A 21,882-nucleotide genomic window follows, 5' to 3' on the forward strand; every position below is an offset into this window, starting at 1 on the left:
CTCGCATACTCTCAGGCCAGATCAGGGGCACTATCCTGTTGGGCCAGCCAGGTCTGGAAATCGCGGATCGTGCCTTCATAGTCATCCCCTGCCAGCGGCCCTTCGATCGCGTGGGCAGAATGCAGCGCGACCTGCATGCGCTCAAGCTTTTCGCGATCCTCGCGGTTGACCTCTTCCCAGAGCGCGATTCGCCCCTGGATCGTGTCGTGATCGAGGTTATCGCGATAGACGGACATCGTCCATTTGACGCGGATCAGGTTCGCGTTGATCGGGAAAATAGACAACGATACGAGCAGGCTGGCGGCTTGGCTGGCCACCTGCGTGGGAAACTTCGCAAAGAGGGACGACCGTTTTCGTTCCGCCTCGCTCAGACCCGCGGCGCCGTCTCCGCGCGGCGTGATATTGTCCGGGTAATTGGCAGCGTAGGAGGTGTAGCCATCCCCGCTGACCAGCTTGCGAGACAGCCCTGACGGGGTGTAGCCGTGAAGGGTTTGCGGATGGACCACACTCAGGTGGTAGCCTTCCATGAAGTTCTCAACCAGGCATTTCCAGTTGGTCTGCCAGTTTTCTTCGGCCACATGCACAAGGCGAAAATCCTCGGTTTCATAAGGTGCCAGCATGGCATCAAGCTCGGGGTGTTCAAACGGCGGGGCGTCTGGCGTCAGGTTCACGTAAATGAACCCGTTCCAAAGCTGCACCTGGTGTTCCGGCAGCCTGCAGGATTTGGGGTCAAAGCCCGCATTCTCCATCCGTGGGGCGCGCAGCAAGGCACCGTCGCGTCCGTAGGCCCAAGCGTGATACGAGCAAACAAACCGCTTTGTATTGCCGCTTCCTTCTGCCAGTGGCATTCCGCGATGCCGACACACATTCGCAAGGGCACGGATTTCACCCTCATCGCCGCGCACGACAAGCAAGGGTTCATTCAGAAGCTGAACGGTAAAAAAATCACCGGGTTCCGGGATTTCGTCGACCCGACCCAAACAGTGCCACCCGCTGCGCAGCACAGTCTGCGCCTCGTGGTCGAATTGCTCTTGCGAGGTATAGAATGCGCCGGGCATACCCATCGGGCGATCCGCGGGCAAGGCGGCCAAGTCTTGAAGTTTCGTTCGCAAATGGGTCATCCCGGCCTCCCTTGTTGTTATGTCTTACGCGTCCCCTGGCACGCCATAGGAGGGCGCGGCGGAGGGATCGAGTGCGCGGCGCACGTAATCGTCCAGTTGTGGTTTGTAGACGTCCCAAGCGGTTGCAACCGCCTCGATGGGGCAATCCTCGGTCCAGTCGCAGCGCAGGTCGGCCACGGGCCAGCTGACTTTGTCGACCAGCATCAGACCCGCGGAATGCACGGGCCCGGCCTCGCCCCCGGCAACAAGCCCAGCGCGCAGTGCCGCAATCAGCCGGTCACCCAAGTGACCTGTCGCATCTTCGAATGCGGAAACGATGGCAGCGGGCACACCATCATGGGCCAGAAGATTGCCCCCCGATGCAACATCCCTACCCTGCGCCTCGTTCCAGTTGCCCAGCACGTTTTGGCCGGAGTGGATGGCTGTGGTTCCGTTCCGGTCAATTGCCAGAAGTTGCCTGTACGCGATATGCGCGGCCTCACCAGTGATTTGGCGCACCGCCGCCTCAGCCGAGGCACCCTGTTCCATCAGATCGAGCGTCTTTGGACCAAGGCTCGGATCGGTGACATTCTGGCTCGCCACCGCGCCAACGCCTGCACGGGCATAGGCGCAACGGGCTGCAACTGCCGGAGAAGAAGACGAGATCGCCATGCCAAACATGCCGGTCTGCGCGCAGCGGGCCACTAGAGAGAAAGTCACGGGGCTAGTCCGGGATCACGGCGGTGGCGTCAATCTCCACCAGCCATTCGGGCCGTGCCAGAGCCTGCACCACCAGCCCGGTCGAAACAGGATGCACGCCTTTAATGTACTCGCCCATGGTCCGATACACAGCCTCACGGTGGCGAACGTCGGTGATGTATACGACCACCTTGACGAGATGCTCCATTTCGCCGCCTGCTTCTTCGATCAATTGCTTGATGTTCTGCATCACCTTGTGGGTCTGCTCTGCCGGGTCGTGGCTGTCGATGTTCTTGGCATCGTCCAGGTTCTGCGGGCACTGCCCGCGCATCCAGACAGTACTTCCGCCGCGTGTGACGACGGCTTGGCACAGGTCATTGTCGAGCGACTGTTCAGGGTAGGTATCGCCAGTATTGAAAGGGCGGATGCGGGTGTGAGCCATATTTAGGACGCGCCTCCTGCGTCGATCTTTGACATCAGATACTGCGCAAAGTCGTAGTTCGGGCGTTCCAGATGGCTTAGGTGCCCGGGCGTTGCCGCCTCTGAACATAGCCCCCGAAACACTTTTTCGGTACAGCCACGATCTTCGACATTCACGTCATCCAGAAGCGCCTTGAGCGCGGTGAAATTGTCTTGCGCGTCTGGGTCATCCGCAAAGTCATTCGACATGCCGCCGCCAAAGCGGATATGCACCTGACCCGGCCCTTTGGGATGCAAGGACAGATACCAGAAATACCCTGGCGTCAGCGTGATCATCAGGCTTGGATAAAGCGCCAGAAGAAAGGTCGTGCGGCGTTCATCGCCTCTTAGCCGATCATTGCTGGGATGAGCCATAGCGATGCGCAAGGATTCATCCTTCAGAATCGTGTGGTAGTTGAAGGCCGCGCTGCCGGGTGGGCAAATCATGTCCTCCAGCCGCGACAATCCACCAATCGTGCCCGCGTGACACACCGGCAAATGGTAGCTTTCCATGAAATTCTCGGCCAACACCTTCCAGTTGGTATCCCAGACGTGTTCTTCGTAGAACGCCTCGGAATAGTTGGCCATGTCGTAGCCTTCGATCATGGTCGCGACTTCAGACAGTTGCTCGGCCACGGTGGCTGCATTTGGATCAAGGCAGACAAAGACCCAGCCTAGCCATTCTTCGCAGCGGACCTGAGGCAACGCGTAGTTTTCTTTACAAAACGCCTCGTTCTGCTTCATCGCGGGCGCTCCGCGTAGCTTGCCGTCGAGGTTGTAGGTCCAGGCGTGATAGGGGCAGACGATTGTCTTGGCATTCCCGCGCCCATGCAAAAGTGTCGACATGCGGTGCAGGCACACATTGCTCATCGCGCGCAGCTCGCCGTCTCTGTCACGCAACACAACGATTGGCTGCCCGGCCAGTTCGCAAGCGACATAGTCCCCGACAGACGACAAGGCGTCGGCCCGGCCCACACAGTACCAGTCTTTGCGGAAGATGTGCTCAAGCTCTGCATCGACAAAGCTCTGCTCGGTATAGACCTCGGTCGGCATGGCCCGCGCACGTTCAAATGGGACCGAGGTATTCGCGCGCAGTGCTGCGATAGGATCAACGTGGTCTTTGGGCATGAACGAACCTCTTTGCCTGAGTCGCGGGCGGCCACCGCATTCACATACTGAGACGGCTTTTGCCGGAAACAAACCAAAAGTCTATCTTACCGGTGATTAGGTAAAATCTAATCGACATAAGATGATACAAAATTAGGGTTGCACAAGCAAAAGAAGCAGCCGGGCCAACAGATACCCAGCTCGGCAAAAAAGGTGACGCGATGGAAAATTTCGACACGGTGGTGATTGGCGCAGGTCAGGCGGGCATTGCCACAAGCGAGCATCTCCGTGCCCAAGGCATTGACCACGTCCTTTTGGAGCGGGGCCGCATTGCCGAACGTTGGCGATCCGAGCGGTGGGATTCACTCGTTGCAAATGGTCCGGCATGGCATGATCGCTTCCCGGGCTTGGAGTTTTCCGGCGACCACGACGCCTTTCCGCGCAAGGAATGCGTGGCACAGTATTTTGAAGACTATGCCAAAATGATCGACGCGCCCGTGCGCACCGGCGTCACGGTGACGCGTGCGCGGCCGCATGAAAACCGCGCGGGTTTTTTGATCGAAACGTCGCAAGGTCCCATAGAAGCGCGCCACCTCGTCTGTGCCACAGGGCCGTTTCAGAAACCGGCGATTCCACCAATCATCCCCGAATCTTCTGACGTTCTGCAGATGCACTCCACCGCTTATCGCAATCCCGAGGCTTTGCATGAGGGCGCCGTTCTGGTCATCGGCGGCGGTTCCTCCGGATCGCAGATCGCGGCCGAATTGCATGATGCTGGGCGCGAGGTTTTCTTTTCCATTGGCCCCCATGACCGACCTCCACGTCGCTATCGCGGGCGAGACAATGTCTGGTGGCTGGGAGTGCTCGGCATTTGGAATTTGGATACTCCGGCGCCCGGCACCGAGCATGTCACGATCGCAGTCAGTGGCGCGCATGGCGGCAAAACTGTAGATTTCAGGAAACTTGCCCAGCGCGGTATCACTTTACTGGGGATGTCGTCGGGATATGAAAACGGCGTTCTCCATATCGCTGATGACCTAAAAGCCAATCTTGATGCGGGCGACGCAAACATGTTGTCCCTGCTCGAAGCCGCCGATGCCTACGTCGCGCGCACCGGCATCGATTTGCCAGAAGAGCCCGAGGCCTGGGTCATACCGGACGATCCCGCCTGTGTGTCGGACCCCATTCGCGAGCTGGACCTTGAGCGCAACAATATCCGCACCGTGATTTGGGCAACAGGGTTCCAGTTTGACTACGACTGGCTGGAGGCAGACACGCTGGACGACCGGGGCAGACCTATCCACCAACGCGGTGTCTCTCCGGTGCCAGGTCTCTATTTCGTAGGGCTGCCGTGGCAATCCCGCCGCGGATCATCGTTTATCTGGGGCGTTTGGCACGATGCAAAGTTCATCGCGGACCAGATCTCTATTCAGGAAAACTATCTGGCCTATGCACCAAATTCTCCTTGAGAGGTGTTGATCAGCAAAAGAGAAACAGGCCGTTCTCATGAGCGGCCTGATCTGCCTGGCTCGGTTTTAATTTGAAGTCGAAAGTCGGGCTGTGATTGCCTGAAATGATGAAACCGAATGAATCTGGGCGTGCACTTATCTAAGCGTATCGCCCCACGCGGCACCCTCAATTGCAACGGACCGATCAACTTTGAGTACAATTTCCAACCTCACTGGAAACGGTAGAACCTCTTTGCAGTGTCGTGGAACACGCTGTTCTGATGCCCTTCAGGGATCAGCTCTTGAAGGCGCGAAACCAGTTCATTGTAAGTCGAAGAAAGACTGTCGACCGGAAAGTTGGATCCGAACATGCCACGATCGGCGCCGAATTGCGACAAGCAGGTTGAAACGATTGGCGCGACGCTTTGGGCGCTCCAATTGTGGTCAAACATGCCAAGCCCAGAGAGTTTGCAATGGACCTGCGGCAGTTTGGATAGGGAACTAAGCGCCTCTTGCCAGTGACTTAACCCCTCAGCACTGCGGTCATGTGGTGAGCCAGCATGACAAAGAGCGACAGGCGTACCTTGTGCCTGCGAAAGCACTTCGGCAGTTTGCTCCATCAGTTCGGGAAGCAATTGCAGGTCAAAGGAAAGGCCTCGCTCGCCCACAGTTTTCAGCCCTATCCGGAAATCCGGGTTTTCAAGCAATCTGTTTGTGCCGGTCTTGGCATCTTCGCCGGGCGCGCGCCCAACGATCTGACGAACACCCCGGACCGAGGGTAGCGATTGAAAGCGATCCAGCTGGTATTCCAGATCGTCGGCTGTCAGATCACAGAACACGACCTGAACCAGCGGCCAGTCCGGATATTGATCGGCCACGGATTGTACCCACTGCGCCTCGGCCCAAGGATCGGCGGCGCCGACCTGGATATGAACCGACGCCGAGAAGCCCTGTGCCGACGCATCCGCGTGATACTCTGGCAACAAGTAGTCACGCTGGATCGGCGTGGGGTCGCCAAAAAACCGAACGGCGCCCTTTTCCATCAACCAAGGATACTCCACGGCGTTCAGATCCCACAGATGGTGATGTGCGTCTATCTTCATGGTGTTTCGATCCCAGCAGTGCGACCCAATACGTCGACTCCCTGTTGTTTCCAGAAATGCAGCAGGTCTATGAAAATCCAGTTTTCGGCCAGTTTGTCCTCGGCACGGCGATAAATGTCGATCACCCTGAACTCACCCGGTTTGCCAGTGGCCGGCATACCCATGAACCCTCCTGATGGCGTCGCGGTGAAGTTGGGCCAGCCAAAGAAGCCGCCATAATGCCCTTCGGCCAGACGGCAGATATGTTTGGTCTTTGTCCGGTCTTTGAAACCCGCACGGAACGGTCCCGAGTGTTGCTTGGCGTAGCGTTCGATCGTGTAGGTCGCGCCAATCCCCTCGGGCCCCCACCAGATCATGTCTTGATGCCAGGTTCGGGCCAACTCCTCCTCAAGCGGTAACCCGCCTTGCCACTGGCCGAGATCCGAGATCATCGCATTGATCAATGCCAGTGTTTTTTTGCCCTCCGCAACCGGCTGTTCCGTCGACAGCAGACCGTCATGTGGCATTGGGCCGGGTTGCACCAGATGCGCCGCTGTTTGCGGGGGAAACGGGTTCTGCCCGGCCTGCACCATCAGGTGAGGTATGTCGAAATACATCGCCGTTTCCATGATCTTGCCGTCGGCGACCTTGTAGAAGGCACAATAGCGCAGAAACGCCAGCTTTCCGGTCGGGCGAATGCCCAACCAAGGATGGTCGAACAGGCCCATCAAATGCCCCATAGTGACGACCCACACATCTGATTCATCACGCAGCGAATTCTGCCCGGCGAACATGATATCCACCCGATTTTGAAGTCGTATCAGACTGGATTTCAGGGGCATCCAGAACTGGTGCGCCAACTGTTCAGCATCATTGATCAAGTTGAATGGGTGAAAGCCGCGCCAAACTGAGTCGGGTGTGCAGAAACGGCTCATGACGCTGGGAACGTCTTGGGGCGTCGCTGAATCCAATGCGGAATGAAAGTCAGAGATAACTTTTTTCTCTTTCTGGAAGGTCACGGTATTTTCCATTTGTGTCAGGGTGTTGCGCGTTTTGTGTCGCTAGAATGAATCGGGTATTTTCCACATTCTTGCATACGTATGCAAAAAAGTCTTGCCTGATTTGATATATGCGAATTACAGTTTTGCAAACGTATGCAAAACGAATCCTAGTTGGGGGCACCATGGCGGAAATTCAACTGCGTAACGTCGGCAAACGATGGGGTTCGTTTGTGGGGGTCCACAATTTTGACCTAACCATCGCAGATCGCGAGTTTCTGGTGCTTCTGGGTCCATCGGGTTGCGGCAAGACCACCACGATGCGGATGATCGCCGGGCTTGAGGACGTGACCGAGGGCGATATTTTGATCGACGGCAAGGTCGTCAACGATCTGGAACCCAAAGACCGCGATGTGGCGATGGTGTTCCAAAGCTATGCGCTCTACCCCAACATGAACGTCTATGAGAACATCCGCTTTCCGCTGAAAGTGCGCGGCATCGACCCGGCGACCCATGACGACAAGGTTCGTCGCGCCAGTGCGATGGTCGAGCTGGACGATTTCCTGCATCGCAAACCCGCCGAACTGTCGGGCGGTCAGCGGCAGCGCGTGGCTTTGGCCCGTGCCATCGTGCGGGAACCGAACGTGTTCCTGATGGACGAACCTCTGTCGAACCTGGATGCCAAACTGCGGGTTTCGACCCGGGCGCAAATCAAGAACCTCAGCCATGAGCTGGCGGTGACCACGATCTATGTGACCCATGACCAGATCGAGGCGATGACACTAGCCGACCGCGTTGTGGTGATGAAACAGGGCGTGGTGCAGCAGGTCGGCAGCCCGACCGAAATCTACGATCGACCAGCGAATACCTTTGTCGCCAGCTTTATCGGCTCACCCGCCATGAACCTAATGGAGGGTGAGGTCGCGGGCGGCGTATTCCGTGCGGAACATGTCGAAATCCCGGTCAACGCCCCCGATGGCCCCATGACACTTGGTTTTCGGGCCGAGGATGCCAGTCTTGCCGAAGGCACGGGCCAGATCACCGCACCCATCTACACGCTCGAACTTTTGGGCGACGCGACCATGATCTCGGTTCGGGTCGGTGGGGCTTTGGTGTCGGTCAAGGCCGATAAATCTTTCCGCGCCGAGATCGGGGAAGATGTCTCATTCTCGGTGCCAACAGAAATCTGTCACCTCTTCGAAGCTGGAAGCGGTGCGCGGATCGGGGAGTAACCCCGCCAACAGCCCTTCGGGGCATAACAGCGGTCCGGGCGTCGACGACGGACCCATCCTGACAGGGAGAAATGCATGAAACTCAAGACGATCCTAATGGCAGGCGCCATGGCCATCGCGGCAAGCGGTGCATCGGCAGCCTGTTCCTATGAAAACGAAGTGCCGCTGAAATCGCTGTCAGCGGGGTTCGAAGCCTGGAAAGCTGTGACGGATGCGATGGCCGAATGCGGTAATTTCAGCGCCTCGCTGGACCAGGAATTCCGCGAGAAACAGCCCGAAGCCTTTGCGGCCGACCCCTCGCTCTATCAGATCGGCGGCGTGGCGAATGAAACCATGATCCCACTTCTGAACGCGGGCACGATCCGTCCGCTGGATGATCTGGTTGCAAAATACGGGCAAGACCTGCTGCCCAACCAGTTGATCAAGGTGGATGGCAAGGTGATGGCGATCGCCATGATGGTGAACGCGCAGCACCTGATGTATCGCGATGATGTTCTGGCCGAGCTGGGCATCGAAGAACCCAAGACCTATGACGACGTTCTGGCTGCCGCCGCCAAGATCAAAGAGGCCGGCGTGATGGAATACCCCATCGGCGGCACCTTCAAAACCGGTTGGAACCTGGCTCAGGAATTCGTCAACATGTATATGGGCGAAGGCGGCACGTTCATCGGCGAGGGCAATATGCCCGCGATCAACAACGAAAAGGGCGTCAAAGCGCTTGAAACGATGAAGGCCATGACCGAGTTCATGGATCCCGAATACCTCGTGTCCGATTCCACCTATGTCCAGCAGCAGTTCCAACAGGGCAAGATCGCCATGGCGAACCTGTGGGCCAGCCGCGCCGCTGCCATGAATGACGAGGCCGAAAGCCAAGTGGTCGGCAAGGTCACCATGGCCTCGGCTCCGATGGGATCCGAGCGCCCCTCGACCACAATCTGGTGGGACGGCATCGTTCTGGCCTCGAACATGAGCGATGAAGAGGCCGATGCCGCCTTCCGTCTGGTCATGGAAGGAATCGACGGTGACATGGTCAGTGCCAACAATGACACCGCCGTCTGGCTGAACGCGGCCTACCAGCCCGGCGAACTGGCTGCAGGCGCTGCCGCCTCGGCGGAAAACGGTGCGGGGGCCTACCCGGCCAGCGCCGCCATGGGTGTTCTGCACAGCGCCCTGGGTAACGGTCTGGCCGACTACCTGACCGGCGCCAAGGACGCACAGACTGCGCTGGCCGATATCGAGGCGGACTACATCACCGCCGCGAAAGAAGCTGGTTTGATCAGCAACTGATCCTCCCCGGGGAGGGCCCCGTGCCCTCCCTATTTCCCAACCCGAGAACCATGAGAAAGGCAGAGCCATGAATTTCAGGACATTTGCCGCCTTTGTTGGCCCCTCTGTCTTTATGATGCTTCTCTTTATCGCTTTCCCGTTGGTCAGCGTGTTCAAGCAGAGCTTTTACATCACCCAACCCGTCTATGAGATGGTCGAGGTCGAAACCTGTACCCCTGGCTTCCTGACCCAGACCTGTGTGACCGAGCAGAAATCGCAGCCAAAGCTGGATGAGCATGGCGAGGTGATCACCCAGACCGAATATGTCGGCCTGCAAAGCTATCGCAATGTGCTGGAACCCGAGCGGGCCTGGCGCGCGATCACCGAGGGCAATTGGTCCGTGCTGTCAACCATCAACTTTTGGAAGGCGCTGCGATTCACGCTGACTTTCACGCTGATCACACTGCCTCTGGTCATTGGGTTCGGGTTGGGCATCGCGGTTCTCATCAATAACGCCGCGGGGTCGATCCGCGGGCCGGTCATCTTTATCTCGCTGCTGCCTTTCATCATCACGCCGGTGATCGGCGCGCTGTCGATCAACTGGCTGTTCCGTGGGGACGGCATCCTGACGGCGCTGCTGGAATGGTGGTTGAACCGAGACATCGCCCTATTCGCGCAAGCCTGGACGATAGAAATCTTGATGATGTTCTACCGCGTCTGGCACGTGGCCCCGTTTGCGGCCGTTGTGTTCTATGCCGGGTTGCAGACCGTCAATCAGGACAGTCTGGAAAGCGCCGTGATCGACGGTGCGACCCGCTGGCAGCGCATGAAATACATCGTCATTCCGCATCTGATGCCGCTGATCATCTTCGTGTCGATGATTCACCTAATGGACGCCTACCGAGTGTTCGAAGAGATCGTCGGCTTCTCCAGCCAGGCTTATGTCATCTCGCTGCAATGGCTGACTTTCGACTTCCTCGTGCCGGATCAGGCGGGCAACCGGTCGATCAGCCGGGCCTCGGCCAGCGCGATGCTGACCATGATCGGGATCGTCATTCTACTGATCCTGCCGCTGCGCCGCACCTGGCGCGACCATAAAGGAGGCCACTGATATGTCCTCGCGCGCGCTTCGCCAACCTCTCAGCCTGCGGCTGACCTCGAACATCTTCCTGGCGTTCTGGTGCCTTGTCGCCGCCTTCCCGATCGTCTGGATTGCGATCATGAGCGTCAAATCCCCCGTTGACGCCTATGACAGCAACGCGCTGAACGTGATCTTTGGCCCGGCGACGCTGGCCACAGGGAACGGGTTGTCGGTTCTGGATATCATTCTCGGGATCGCGGTGATCTGGGGTGCGGCCATGGTCGTGACAAAGGTACTGCCCGCGAAGATCAAGGAATACACCGCGCCGGGTCAGGCGTGGTTCGGTTGGGTGGTCGGAGTGCTTGTCGCCCTGATCGCCTTCCTACTGGTGTTCTTTGTAGTCCTGCCCGCAGTTCTGAACGTGCTGAACCCGCTGTTCGGCCCACTGGGCCGCGACGTGCTGGGCGTGACGACCGAGCATTACAAAACCGTTTGGGTTGACCGGGGCTTTTCCAACAACTTCAAAAACTCGCTGGTCGTGACCGCCGGAGTTGTGACCGTATCGCTGACCGTAGGCACGCTGGCCGGTTATGGTCTGGCGCGGTCGGGCTCAACACTGGCCTTCTGGATTTTGCTGATTGCGCTGATCTTTCGCGCGCTGCCACATTCGGTTCTGGTTGCGGGCTATCTGCCGGTCTTCATCAACTCAGCCGAGTGGCTGGCGCCAATTCTGGGTGAGAATGCACCGACGCTTTATGGTAAGCCTTTCGCCGTGATCGCGGTGCTGGTTGCGATCAACCAGCCGTTCACGATCTGGATGCTGCGCTCGTTCTTCCAGAACATTCCGGCCGAACTGGACGAGGCGGCGCGGGTTGATGGCTGCAACCACTTTCAGGCCTTCCGCCGCGTGATCATGCCGGTCATGTGGCCGGGAGTGATTACGACTGGGCTGTTCAGCTTCCTGCTGGCCTATAACGACTTTCTTGTGACCTCGCTGCTGCTCGATGCGCAGAACCAGACGATGGTCCCTGCCATTGCGGGCATGTTCAACCGCGAAACAACCACGACCGATCAGGTGGTCGCCGTGGCCGCTGCGGTATCGATCATCGCCCCGCTGTTCTTCCTTGTGATGATCTTCCAACGCCAAATCGTAAGCGGACTGACCGCTGGCGCAGTAAAAGGATAAAGAAATGAAGGGTTCCCGCCCGGAACAAGCCGTTCTGACCCGTGATACGGATCTGAGCAAAACCGAAGACACGCGCCGCGTGATCGAAACCATGGTGGACGGTCTGAACGACCACCGTATTGACGATATTGGCGAGTTCTTCTCAAAGGGGTTCCGCTGGATGGGCAATCAGGGCTGCGGCACCAAGACCGGCCTGAAGGAGTTTCAAGACAACTGGCAACGCCCCTTCCAGGCGGCGTTTTCAGACAAAACCTGCATCGATGAGGCACGCCTTTATATGGGTGAATGGGCTGCCGCCTTCGGCCGGCAAGAGGCCACCCATTCCGGCGAGTTTCTGGGCATCGCCCCCACCGGAAAGCGGGTTGAAATCCGTTACATGGATTTCTGGAAAGTGGTCGATGGCAAGATCGTCGACAACTGGGTGAATGTGGATTTCGCCCATGTGGCCGCGCAGCTGGGGGTCGATCTGTTCAACGGTGAGGGCTGGGAAGCCTATGACCGGGGTGAGAAAACCGCGCCCCGCCCCGACAAGTAAGGATCAGGATTATGGCAATCGAGTATCTGAAACGCGGCAAATCCGACGCTGACCGGGCCGAAGATGACGCCAAGACCCGCGCCGTGGTCGAGGCCACGCTGAAAGACATTGAAACCCGTGGTGACGCCGCCGTGCGCGAGCTGAGCGAGAAGTTCGACAACTATTCCCCCGCCTCGTTCCGCTTGTCGCAGGAGCAGATCGACGATCTGATCGGCCAACTCACCGTGCGCGAGCTGGACGATATCAAATTCGCCCAGGAACAGGTGCGCAACTTTGCACAGGCGCAGCGGGACTCGATGCTAGATATCGAGGTTGAAACCCTGCCCGGCGTCATTTTAGGCCACAAAAATATCCCCGTGCAATCGGTGGGCTGTTACGTGCCCGGCGGCAAGTTCCCGATGGTGGCCTCGGCGCATATGTCGGTGGCGACGGCCAGCGTGGCGGGCGTGCCGCGCATTATCGCCTGCACACCTCCGTTTCAGGGCAAGCCGAACCCGGCGGTGATCGCAGCCATGCATCTGGGCGGCGCGCATGAGATCTATGTGATGGGCGGCATTCAGGCCATCGGCGCGATGGCGCTGGGGACCGAAACCATTGACCCCGTCCACATGCTCGTTGGCCCCGGCAATGCCTTTGTGGCCGAAGCCAAGCGCCAGCTGTTTGGCCGTGTGGGCATCGACCTGTTTGCCGGCCCGACCGAGACCATGGTGATCGCCGACGAGACCGCAGCAGACGCGGAACTCTGCGCAACCGACCTGTTGGGTCAGGCCGAGCATGGCTACAACAGCCCCTGCGTGCTGCTGACCAATTCGCGTAAACTGGCCGAGGATACTCTAGCCGAGGTCGACCGCCTGCTGGGCATCCTGCCCACCGCCGACACTGCGAAAGTGTCCTGGGCCGAGTATGGCGAGGTGATCGTGTGCGACACCTATGACGAGATGCTGACAGTTGCCGACGACATCGCATCCGAGCATGTACAGGTGATGACCGACCGCGATGACTGGTTCCTTGAGAACATGACCTGCTACGGTGCGCTGTTCCTTGGCCCTCGCACCAATGTGTCGAACGGAGACAAGGTGATTGGCACCAACCACACGCTGCCGACCAAAAAGGCGGGCCGCTATACCGGTGGGCTTTGGGTAGGTAAATACCTGAAGACCCACAGCTATCAGAAGGTTCTGACAGATGAGGCCGCAACATTGATCGGCGAATACGGCTCGCGCCTGTGTACGCTGGAAGGTTTCGTGGGCCACGCCGAACAATGCAATGTCCGGGTGCGGCGCTATGGCGGGATCAACGTGCCCTATGGCGAGGCGGCCCCGTATCGGGACGCTGCGGAATGAGTGATGTCCATACGCAGCACAAATCCCTGATCGCTCCTCTCAGGGCGGCTATGTATGACTTTACGGAAACGGGTGTGCGGAAAGCGCTTGCAAATGTCAGCGCTCCGGATGCCCTGTTTCGGTTGTGCCACCCTTTCGGCGACAGCAACGGTAGCGATGCGTTTTATGACACCGCGTACAAAGGTTTGTTGGACGCATGGCCTGACTTGGAGCGGCGCGACTACATCGTCACAGCCGGGCCGGATGAACACGGCGCGGATTGGGTCGGTTGCGGCGGCTACTATACCGGCACCTTCACCGGGCCGTGGCTGGACATCCCGCCGACCGGCCATCAGGTGACGATGCGGTTCCATGAATTCTATCGCTTCAGCGACGGCAAGATCGTCGAGATGCAGGCGCTGTGGGACATCCCCGAAGTGATGATGCAGGCCAACGCCTGGCCCATGGCCCCCAGCCTTGGGTACGAATGGCATGTACCGGGTCCCGCGACGCAGGATGGTCTGGTACCGGGTCCCTATGATGCCGCCAAAGGTCAGCAAACATGCCAGCACATCATATACATGCTGGATCACCTCAAGAAACACCCCTCGCAGGGTGGGCCAGAGGTGATGGAGATGGAGAAGTTCTGGCACCCTCGCATGAATTGGTACGGCCCCGCCGGGATCGGAACCGGGCGCGGCTATGCCGGGTTCCGCAACTGGCATCAGATTCCGTTCCTGAACGGGATGCCGGATCGCGGGAAGTATGTGGATGACATCACCTATCACTTCTTCGGCGATGGCGAATATGCAGCCGTCACTGGATGGCCGAACATGATTCAAACGGTAACCCATGACGGTTGGATGGGGATTGCGCCCTCGGGCCAGCGGATCACCATGCGCAGCCTTGATTTCTGGCGGCTCGAGAATGGCCTCATCCGCGAAAACTGGGTTCTGGTCGATCTTCTGGATGCTTATCGCCAACTTGGCGTTGACGTGTTCGCCCGTCTGCGGGAATTCAACAAGGCCCGGAATATGGGCCGTATTGAATTACCGGATGGAATGAGCTGATGACTGACCTGCCCCGCACCCCCTCTTTTTCGCTAAGCGGTAAAACCGCGCTGGTCACCGGTGCCTCGTCGGGTATCGGTCAGGGTTGCGCCGTGGCGCTTGCCGAAGCCGGGGCGCATGTGGTTTGTGCGGCGCGCGGGGCAGATCGACTGGCTGAGACTGTCGCCGCGCTGCAGGCGCAGGGCTGGTCGGCCGAGGCTGTGGTGGTGGATCAGGGTGACTTGCAGGCGCTGAAACAACTGTTCGAAGTCCGCCCTTTTGATGTGGTGGTCAATTCCGCCGGAACCGCCCGCCATAGCCCGGCAATCGACACCACGCCCGAGGATTTCGACGCGGTGACAGATATCAACCTGCGCTCGGCCTATTTTCTGTCATCCTACGCGGCCAAGGCGCTGCTTGAGGCCGGGCGGCCAGGATCGATCATCCATATCTCAAGCCAAATGGGCCACGTGGGCGGTGTGGACCGGGCGCTGTATTGTGCCACCAAACACGGGATTGAGGGCATGGTCAAAGCGATGGCGATCGAATGGGGCAAACAGCGCATCCGCATCAACACGGTCTGCCCGACTTTCATCCGCACACCGCTGACACAATCCACCTTCGACAACCCAGAACGCGCCGCGTGGATCATGGACAAGATCAAGCTGGACCGCGTGGGCGAAGTCGAAGACATCATGGGCGCGGTCACCTATCTGGCCTCAGACGCCTCGGCGCTGGTGACGGGCACTTCGATGCTGATTGACGGCGGGTGGACGGCGGACTGATGGCTGAAAAAGTCACATCCCTGCAGGTTGCGCAGCTGGCCGGTGTCAGCCAATCGGCGGTCAGCCGAGTGTTCACGCCCGGTGCCTCGGTCAGCAAGAAGACCGAAGACAAAGTGCGCAAGGCGGCCGCCGAACTCGGGTACAGACCCAATGTTCTGGCCCGCGCCATGGTGTCGGGCAAAAGCCGGATCATTGGTCTGGTGGTGGGGTATCTCGAGAATTACTTCTACCCCGAGGCGTTAGAAAAGCTCTCCAACGCGCTGCAAGAACAAGGCTATCACGTGCTAATTTTCATGGCCTCACGCTCGGCCGGGAATATTGACGACGTGATGGACGAGATTCTGGATTATCAGGTTGACGGGGTTATTCTGGCATCGGTTCCGATGTCCTCGGATATTGCCACGCGCTGCCAGCAGGCCGGTGTTCCGGTTGTATTGTTCAACCGTACGCAGGATCTAGACGGGATCACCACGGTGGCCTCGGACAACTATGCGGGCGGGCGCAAAGTGGCCGAGTTTCTGCTGGCCGGAGGGCACAAGCGCATCGCCTATATCGCGGGCTGGCAGGGAGCCTCGACCCAGCGCGACCGCGAGGCCGGGTTCCGCGCGGCATTGGCCGAAGGCGGGCAGGATGTGTTCGCCCATGATGTCGGAGATTTCCACACCGAAAACGCCCGTGCCGCCGCCCGCCGGATGTTTGATGTGGCGCCCGGCAAACGGCCCGACGCGGTATTTGTGGCCAATGATCACATGGCTTTGGCCGTGATGGACGTGATCCGCTTCGAATTGGGCCTGCGCGTGCCCGAGGATGTCTCGGTCATCGGCTATGACGACGTGCCACCCGCCGGTTGGCCTGCCTATAACCTGACGACCATCCGCCAGCGCGCAAATCTGATGGTGGCTGAAACCGTCACCGCATTGCTTGACCATATCGACACCCCGGCCACGGCCGAACCGCGCAAAGTGGCCATTGACGGGCCGCTGATCGTGCGGACCTCGGCGCGTTTGCCGAAGGGGTGGAAACCACAAAGGACTGAAAGATGAAGGGCTTTGATCCGAAATTCCGGGATTTCCCGGACTACATCATCGGGATCACCAAAGAGATCTGGGAAGATCGCGGCATCGCCACGCTGCATGACTATTACAGCAAGGATATCGTCGTGCGCTCGCCCGGTTCGGTGGTGCTGGGCAACCAGAACGTGATCGGCGCGACCATGGCGACGCTGGCCGAATTTCCCGACCGTCAATTGCTGGGCGAGGATGTTATCTGGTCCGGTACGCCGGAAGAGGGAATGCTGAGTTCGCACCGGATCATCTCGACCGCGACACATTTGGCCGAGGGTGTTTACGGTAAAGCGACCGGAACCAAATTGCGCTATAGGATTCTCGCCGACTGCCATGCCATCGACAACCAGATCAATGACGAATGGCTGATCCGCGATCAGGGGGCGATCGTGCGCCAGATGGGTTGGGACCCCAAGGAATACGCTGCCGATCTGATCGCGCGCGAAGGTGGACCTGAGAACTGCGTCAAACCGCTGACTCCCGAGATCGACCAGCCCGGCCCCTACAAGGGCACCGGCAACGACAATGAATGGGGGCAGCGTTACGCCGACATCCTGACCCGGATCATGAATGCCGATATGGGCACAATCGAAACCGAATATGATCGCGCTATACAGTCCGAGTATGTAGGTGGGGTCACCGGCCATGGCTGGGACTCGGTGGATCGGTTCTGGATGGGCTTGCGCGCCAGCTTCCCCAACGCCGAATTTAAGATCGAACACCAGATTGGCCGCGACGACCCGAACATGCCGCCCCGAGCCGCGATCCGCTGGAGCCTATGGGGCAAGCATGATGGCTGGGGTGTCTTTGGCGCGCCAACCGGTGCGCAGGTCGATGTTCTAGGCATCAGCCACGGCGAGTTCGGCGAGTTGATCAGCGGCCAGCCGCAGCTGCGCCGGGAATACACCCTGTTCGACGAGACCTCGGTCTGGAAACAGATTCTGCTGCAAGGACAGGAGGGCTGAGTGGCTGCGATGGGCCTCTCCCTGAACGCCAGTCAGGCGGCGCGGCGCTTTCACACGCATCGCGCGTCGCTGCGCGCGCGGCGTTTGAACAATCGACCTCCCGGGGGACGGGATTGATCCCATCACCCCCATTTTCAAGGAGACCATCATGAGCACAATCCAACAACGCATCGTCCGCTACGGCGAGCTGCAGCCCTGCAAAACCGCCTTTATCGACGCCCATACGCCGGGCAGTGACCAGAAAGAGAACTTCACCATTATCGGCGGCGGCGTCTCGGAATCGCCTGACCAGCACGTCCACATCACCGACAAAATTGGTTTTAACATCGGCGCTGCGGGCCAGCCTCCGAAATGCCGGAACTCTCTGCACAGCCATACCACGGCCGAGGTGTTCTTTGTCGCCAAAGGCCGCTGGCGGTTCTTTTGGGGCCGCTATGGCACTGCAGGTGAGTTCATTGCCGAGGAAGGCGACATCTTCAACATTCCAACCGGCATTTTTCGCGGGTTCGAAAATGTGGGGCAGGATTATGGGATGATCATGTCGATCCTCGGCGGCGACGATGCCGGGGGTGGCGTGACCTGGGCGCCGCAAGTCATTCAGGACGCACAGGCCCACGGGCTGATGCTGGGTGACAATGGTGTGCTGTATGACAGCAAGAAAGGGCAAGAACTGCCCCACAACGTGCGGCCGATGCCCTTGCTGACCGAGGAACAGTTGAAAGACTACCCCGAAGTACCGGTTGAGGATGTGGTGGGCAAATACGTTGCCCGTTACTGGGATCTGATGGCGTTGTCGGCCAATAAACCGGCACCGGTGATCGGCGAAAACGCTCTGATTAAAGATAGACCGGGGTTCGAGGTCGACTTCCTCGGGCGCGGCTCAAGCGTGACTGATCCGGTTATCGCTGAAAAGCCGGTTGTTCTAATGCCCGCCAGCGGTCACTGGCGCATCTCGATTGATGGGTATGAGACCACTCTGTCGAATGGAGACACTGCCTTGGTTCTGCCAGGGGAACGCTATAGCGTTGAACCGTCGATGACCGGACAGGCGGGTCTGTACCGGATTACAGCGACCGATGACCCGGCAGGAGCCACCTGGACAGGATGACCGCAGATCCAAACGACACGCACGCAATCTATGAACGGCAGGCGACCGACTATGACAAGCGCCGTTCAAAGGCTTTGTTCGAAGCGCGCTGGCTGGCGCGCTTCACTGCCAGCCTGAAGCCAGGCGATCGCGTTCTGGATCTAGGTTGCGGGACAGGCGATCCCATTGCGCGGTGGTTCAAGGCCGAAGGGTTTGACGTCACGGGTGTCGATTTCTCCGAGGCGATGCTGGCCATTGCCCGAACCCGCTGGCCCGATGGCGATTGGCGTCATGGCGATATGCGCGATTTCGAACTGGATCAGAGTTTCGACGGCATCATTGCCTGGAACAGTTTTTTCCATCTTACGGCTGACGAGCAAAGGGTTTGCATCGCCCGCATGTCCCGTCACTTGCGGCCCGGTGGAATGCTGATGCTGACCGTCGGTCCCCGCGCAGGAGAGGACAGTGGTACCGTTGGATCGGAACGTGTCTATCACGCTTCGCTGTCTCCGGCAGGCTATGCTGTTTGCCTTGAAGAGAACGGGCTGCAATTGACTGGGTTTCTGGCCGAAGACCCCGAAACCCAAAGCCACACAATCCTGATGGCTCGCAAAATCTGAGGAGGCCCCGATGACCGTAAAGACCACGCATGTTGGATCCCTGCCCCGCTCGCAGGACGTGGTGGATTACATCTTCGCCCGTGAAAACGGCAAGCCCTATGATGCCGCGGGTTTTGATGCCTGCATGACCGAAGCGGTCTCCGAGACGGTGCGCAAACAGGTCGAAGCCGGGGTGGATATCGTCAGCGATGGCGAGACCTCGAAGATTTCCTACGCCACCTATGTCAAGGACCGCTATACCGGGTTTTCCGGTGACAGCCCGCGCAATGCACCTGCGGATCTGAAGATGTTTCCCAGCTTTTTGCAGCGTCTGGCCGATGATGGAGGCACCCCGAAATATGCGCGCCCCATGTGTACGGGCGAGGTACGTTCAAAAGGGCAAGGCGAGTTGCAGAAGGACATCGCTAACCTCAAGTCGGCGATGTCCCGGCACGGGATAGACCGAGGTTTCATGAATACCGCTTCTCCGGGGGTGATTTCGCTGTTTTTGCAGAATGACCACTACCCTACGCGCGAAGCGTATCTGGCCGCGCTGGCCGATGCGATGAAAGAAGAATACGAAACCATTGTGGCCGCCGGTCTGGACCTGCAACTGGATTGTCCCGATTTGGCCCTGTCTCGGCATATGTTGTTCACCGATCTGTCGGACGACGCGTTCGTGAAGATCGCCAATATGCATGTCGAGGCTCTGAATCATGCGCTGCAGAACGTCCCGCAGGACCGTGTGCGCGTACATATCTGTTGGGGCAATTACGAGGGCCCGCATTGCTGTGACATCGCAATGGACAAGGTATTCTCCACTCTGATGGCGACCAAATCGCGCTATGTGCTGTTTGAAACTTCGAACCCGCGACACGCTCATGAATGGACCGTGTTCCGCGACCGGAAAGATGAAATACCCGATGACAAGGTACTGGTGCCCGGCGTTGTTGACACCACCACCAACTTCATCGAACACCCTGAGCTTGTGGCGCAGCGCATCGACCGTTTCTCGGGCATCGTAGGGGCGGATCGGGTGATTGCAGGCAGCGATTGCGGTTTTGGCACCTTCGCGGGCTTCGGCGCGGTTGATGCGCGGATCGCCTATGCCAAATTGGCGGCGCTGTCGGCAGGGGCAAAGATGGCCGCGTCATGACGCCTTTGATCTCGTTGCCCGGCATGATGTGCGATGCGCGCCTCTTTGGTCCGCAGATCGACGCGCTGTCAAACAGGGTGCCGTTGATGAGCTTCCCGCTAAGCCAGCAGGACAGCGTCGGGGCCATGGCCGCCGAGATTCTGAACAATGCCCCTCCGCGCTTTGCTTTGGCGGGGCTGTCGATGGGTGGGATTGTTGCGATGGAAGTGCTGCATCAGGCCCCGGATCGGGTGGAACGGCTTGCTTTGCTGGATACCAACCCGCTGGCAGAAACGCCCGAGGTCAAAGCGCGCCGTGCGCCGCAGATGGCCGCCGTGCGCGAGGGGCGCTTGCGGCAGGTGATGCGCGATGAGATGAAGCCCAACTATCTGGCGGACGGTCCACGACAGGGCGCTATCCTGGACCTGTGCATGGCTATGGCCACGGATCTGGGGCCGGACGTCTTTCTACGTCAGTCGCAAGCGCTGATGGATCGCATCGACCAACGCGCGACCCTGTCGGCCTATACCGGCAAAACGCTGGTTCTGTGCGGGCGTGCCGACGGTCTTTGCCCTGTCGAACGCCACCAACTTATGCACGATCTTCTGCCAAACAGCGTGCTGACGATCATTGAAGACGCAGGGCACCTGCCCACACTGGAACAACCACAAGAAACCACGGCGGCCCTGATCCGCTGGCTGGAGGACTCATGACCCCATCGCTTCTGTCTCTGCTTCGCAAGGTCGACACGCCCACCGTATGCAACGCCATCGAGGTGGCACAGGGCAAACGAGGATTTGATCAGTTCACCCGGGGCACCATGCAGTGCTCTGCTCCCGATGAGCCAGCAATTGTCGGCTATGCCCGCACCGCCAAAATCGCCGCCATTCACCCGCCAACCGAGCCAGCAGATGTGATCCGGGCGCGACGCATGGCCTACTACAAGTATATGGCCGAAGCCCTGGAGCCATCTGTGGCCGTGATTGAGGATGTAGACTACCCGGACTGTATCGGCGCCTATTGGGGTGAGATCAACACATCGGTCCACAAAGGGTTCGGTATGTCGGGGGTCCTCACCAATGGCGTGATGCGCGATCTTGGTGACTTACCCGAAGGATTTCCCGTTGTCGCCGGTTCGGTCGGCCCGAGCCATGGCTTCGTCCACATACGCGAGATTGATACGCCGGTTTCCGTGTTCGGCCTGACTATAAGCCCAGGTGATTTGGTACACGCTGACCGTCACGGAGCACTGGTGATACCAGAGGATATCATCGTGCAACTGGAAGCGGCGATCCAGAAACTTCTGGTGACAGAGCGTATCGTCTTGGATGCTGCACGCCAATCCGGGTTTGATTTTGAAACCTTCGAAACCGCATGGGCCGAGTTCGAAAAGGCAAGGGTTTGATTGCGGCCGACAATTGAAAGACCCTCTGAAAAGTAAGCTACGCTTATTCTTTAGAGAGAATTCCAAACAAACCGATTGCCACAACACTTCGCGCTGGCGAAAGAGTAGCTTTGATCTGTCGATGACTTAAGCAATACGCGGTTCAACCAACTTCCTACTATTGCGTTTAATGCGAATGCCTGGAAGCCTTCCTCTCTTCCATCGCATTTACAGCGCTTGTCATCTACTGGCTGTTAGTCCTGATCCAGTGTGTGTGATTTTCAGAAGCTTCCATGTTC

Annotated in this window: 22 protein-coding genes; 16 read left to right on the top strand and 6 right to left on the bottom strand. The window is 58.7% G+C overall.

Annotated elements, in window-relative coordinates:
- Positions 1–11 precede the first annotated feature (11 nt).
- Genes ACOERD_RS11790 through ACOERD_RS11805 form a run of 4 tightly spaced genes read right to left on the bottom strand, consistent with a single transcriptional unit; the run spans position 12 to position 3,386 of the window.
- On the bottom strand, positions 12–1,121 hold the full coding sequence (locus ACOERD_RS11790) for a Rieske 2Fe-2S domain-containing protein (RefSeq protein ID WP_170641211.1): 1,110 nt from the start codon (positions 1,119–1,121) through the stop codon (positions 12–14).
- Positions 1,122–1,145: 24 nt separating this feature from the next.
- On the bottom strand, positions 1,146–1,820 hold the full coding sequence (locus ACOERD_RS11795; RefSeq protein ID WP_419739139.1) for a DUF1028 domain-containing protein: 675 nt from the start codon (positions 1,818–1,820) through the stop codon (positions 1,146–1,148).
- Positions 1,821–1,824: 4 nt separating this feature from the next.
- Positions 1,825–2,241, bottom strand: a complete 417-nt coding sequence (locus ACOERD_RS11800; RefSeq protein WP_170473868.1) for a RidA family protein — start codon at positions 2,239–2,241, stop codon at positions 1,825–1,827.
- 2 nt (positions 2,242–2,243) lie between these two features.
- On the bottom strand, positions 2,244–3,386 hold the full coding sequence (locus ACOERD_RS11805; protein WP_419739140.1) for an aromatic ring-hydroxylating oxygenase subunit alpha: 1,143 nt from the start codon (positions 3,384–3,386) through the stop codon (positions 2,244–2,246).
- Positions 3,387–3,586: 200 nt separating this feature from the next.
- Here ACOERD_RS11805 and ACOERD_RS11810 point away from each other — a divergent pair, with 200 nt between their 5' ends.
- Complete coding sequence (locus ACOERD_RS11810; RefSeq protein WP_419739141.1) at positions 3,587–4,834, top strand: flavin-containing monooxygenase; 1,248 nt, start codon at positions 3,587–3,589, stop codon at positions 4,832–4,834.
- 209 nt (positions 4,835–5,043) lie between these two features.
- Here ACOERD_RS11810 and ACOERD_RS11815 read toward each other — a convergent pair whose 3' ends face one another.
- Entirely contained in the window at positions 5,044–5,916 is an 873-nt protein-coding gene (locus tag ACOERD_RS11815; protein ID WP_419739142.1) for an amidohydrolase family protein, read from the bottom strand.
- Positions 5,913–6,914: an ester cyclase gene (locus tag ACOERD_RS11820; RefSeq protein ID WP_419739143.1), complete on the bottom strand. Its 1,002-nt coding sequence runs from the start codon at positions 6,912–6,914 to the stop codon at positions 5,913–5,915. The genes ACOERD_RS11815 and ACOERD_RS11820 overlap by 4 nt, the downstream gene beginning before the upstream one ends.
- 164 nt (positions 6,915–7,078) lie before the next feature.
- On the opposite strand from ACOERD_RS11820, the gene ACOERD_RS11825 reads away from it, so the two are divergent.
- From ACOERD_RS11825 to ACOERD_RS11895, 15 genes are all read left to right on the top strand, one after another.
- A complete protein-coding gene (locus ACOERD_RS11825; protein WP_419739144.1) occupies positions 7,079–8,125 on the top strand; it encodes an ABC transporter ATP-binding protein in 1,047 nt (348 codons plus the stop codon).
- A gap of 75 nt (positions 8,126–8,200) precedes the next feature.
- Positions 8,201–9,412: an extracellular solute-binding protein gene (locus tag ACOERD_RS11830; protein ID WP_170640096.1), complete on the top strand. Its 1,212-nt coding sequence runs from the start codon at positions 8,201–8,203 to the stop codon at positions 9,410–9,412.
- Between the two features lie 112 nt (positions 9,413–9,524).
- Complete coding sequence (locus ACOERD_RS11835; RefSeq protein ID WP_419739145.1) at positions 9,525–10,502, top strand: carbohydrate ABC transporter permease; 978 nt, start codon at positions 9,525–9,527, stop codon at positions 10,500–10,502.
- 1 nt (position 10,503) lies between these two features.
- A complete protein-coding gene (locus tag ACOERD_RS11840; protein ID WP_419739146.1) occupies positions 10,504–11,658 on the top strand; it encodes a carbohydrate ABC transporter permease in 1,155 nt (384 codons plus the stop codon).
- Between the two features lie 4 nt (positions 11,659–11,662).
- On the top strand, positions 11,663–12,193 hold the full coding sequence (locus ACOERD_RS11845; RefSeq protein ID WP_170380320.1) for an ester cyclase: 531 nt from the start codon (positions 11,663–11,665) through the stop codon (positions 12,191–12,193).
- An 11-nt stretch (positions 12,194–12,204) separates the two neighbouring features.
- Positions 12,205–13,536: a histidinol dehydrogenase gene (gene hisD / locus ACOERD_RS11850; protein ID WP_419739147.1), complete on the top strand. Its 1,332-nt coding sequence runs from the start codon at positions 12,205–12,207 to the stop codon at positions 13,534–13,536.
- Positions 13,533–14,585, top strand: coding sequence for an ester cyclase (locus ACOERD_RS11855; RefSeq protein ID WP_419739148.1), 1,053 nt, complete (start codon positions 13,533–13,535; stop codon positions 14,583–14,585). Before hisD ends, ACOERD_RS11855 begins: the two co-directional genes overlap by 4 nt.
- Positions 14,585–15,349, top strand: coding sequence for an SDR family NAD(P)-dependent oxidoreductase (locus tag ACOERD_RS11860; protein WP_419739149.1), 765 nt, complete (start codon positions 14,585–14,587; stop codon positions 15,347–15,349). The genes ACOERD_RS11855 and ACOERD_RS11860 overlap by 1 nt, the downstream gene beginning before the upstream one ends.
- Positions 15,349–16,392 (top strand): LacI family DNA-binding transcriptional regulator, encoded by a 1,044-nt coding sequence (locus tag ACOERD_RS11865; protein WP_419739150.1) that lies wholly within the window; start codon positions 15,349–15,351, stop codon positions 16,390–16,392. Before ACOERD_RS11860 ends, ACOERD_RS11865 begins: the two co-directional genes overlap by 1 nt.
- Positions 16,389–17,378, top strand: a complete 990-nt coding sequence (locus ACOERD_RS11870; RefSeq protein ID WP_419739151.1) for a nuclear transport factor 2 family protein — start codon at positions 16,389–16,391, stop codon at positions 17,376–17,378. Before ACOERD_RS11865 ends, ACOERD_RS11870 begins: the two co-directional genes overlap by 4 nt.
- A gap of 148 nt (positions 17,379–17,526) precedes the next feature.
- Complete coding sequence (locus ACOERD_RS11875) at positions 17,527–18,486, top strand: cupin (protein WP_419739152.1); 960 nt, start codon at positions 17,527–17,529, stop codon at positions 18,484–18,486.
- A complete protein-coding gene (locus tag ACOERD_RS11880; RefSeq protein ID WP_419739153.1) occupies positions 18,483–19,085 on the top strand; it encodes a class I SAM-dependent methyltransferase in 603 nt (200 codons plus the stop codon). Before ACOERD_RS11875 ends, ACOERD_RS11880 begins: the two co-directional genes overlap by 4 nt.
- Before the next feature lie 10 nt (positions 19,086–19,095).
- Positions 19,096–20,220, top strand: a complete 1,125-nt coding sequence (locus tag ACOERD_RS11885) for a cobalamin-independent methionine synthase II family protein (protein WP_419739154.1) — start codon at positions 19,096–19,098, stop codon at positions 20,218–20,220.
- Positions 20,217–20,912, top strand: coding sequence for an alpha/beta fold hydrolase (locus ACOERD_RS11890; RefSeq protein WP_419739155.1), 696 nt, complete (start codon positions 20,217–20,219; stop codon positions 20,910–20,912). Before ACOERD_RS11885 ends, ACOERD_RS11890 begins: the two co-directional genes overlap by 4 nt.
- Positions 20,909–21,604 (top strand): RraA family protein, encoded by a 696-nt coding sequence (locus ACOERD_RS11895; RefSeq protein ID WP_419739156.1) that lies wholly within the window; start codon positions 20,909–20,911, stop codon positions 21,602–21,604. The genes ACOERD_RS11890 and ACOERD_RS11895 overlap by 4 nt, the downstream gene beginning before the upstream one ends.
- The last annotated feature ends 278 nt before the right edge of the window (positions 21,605–21,882 follow it).

Origin of the sequence: Ruegeria sp. (genome assembly GCF_965199275.1) — a bacterium.
In the GTDB taxonomy this organism is placed as follows: domain Bacteria; phylum Pseudomonadota; class Alphaproteobacteria; order Rhodobacterales; family Rhodobacteraceae; genus Ruegeria.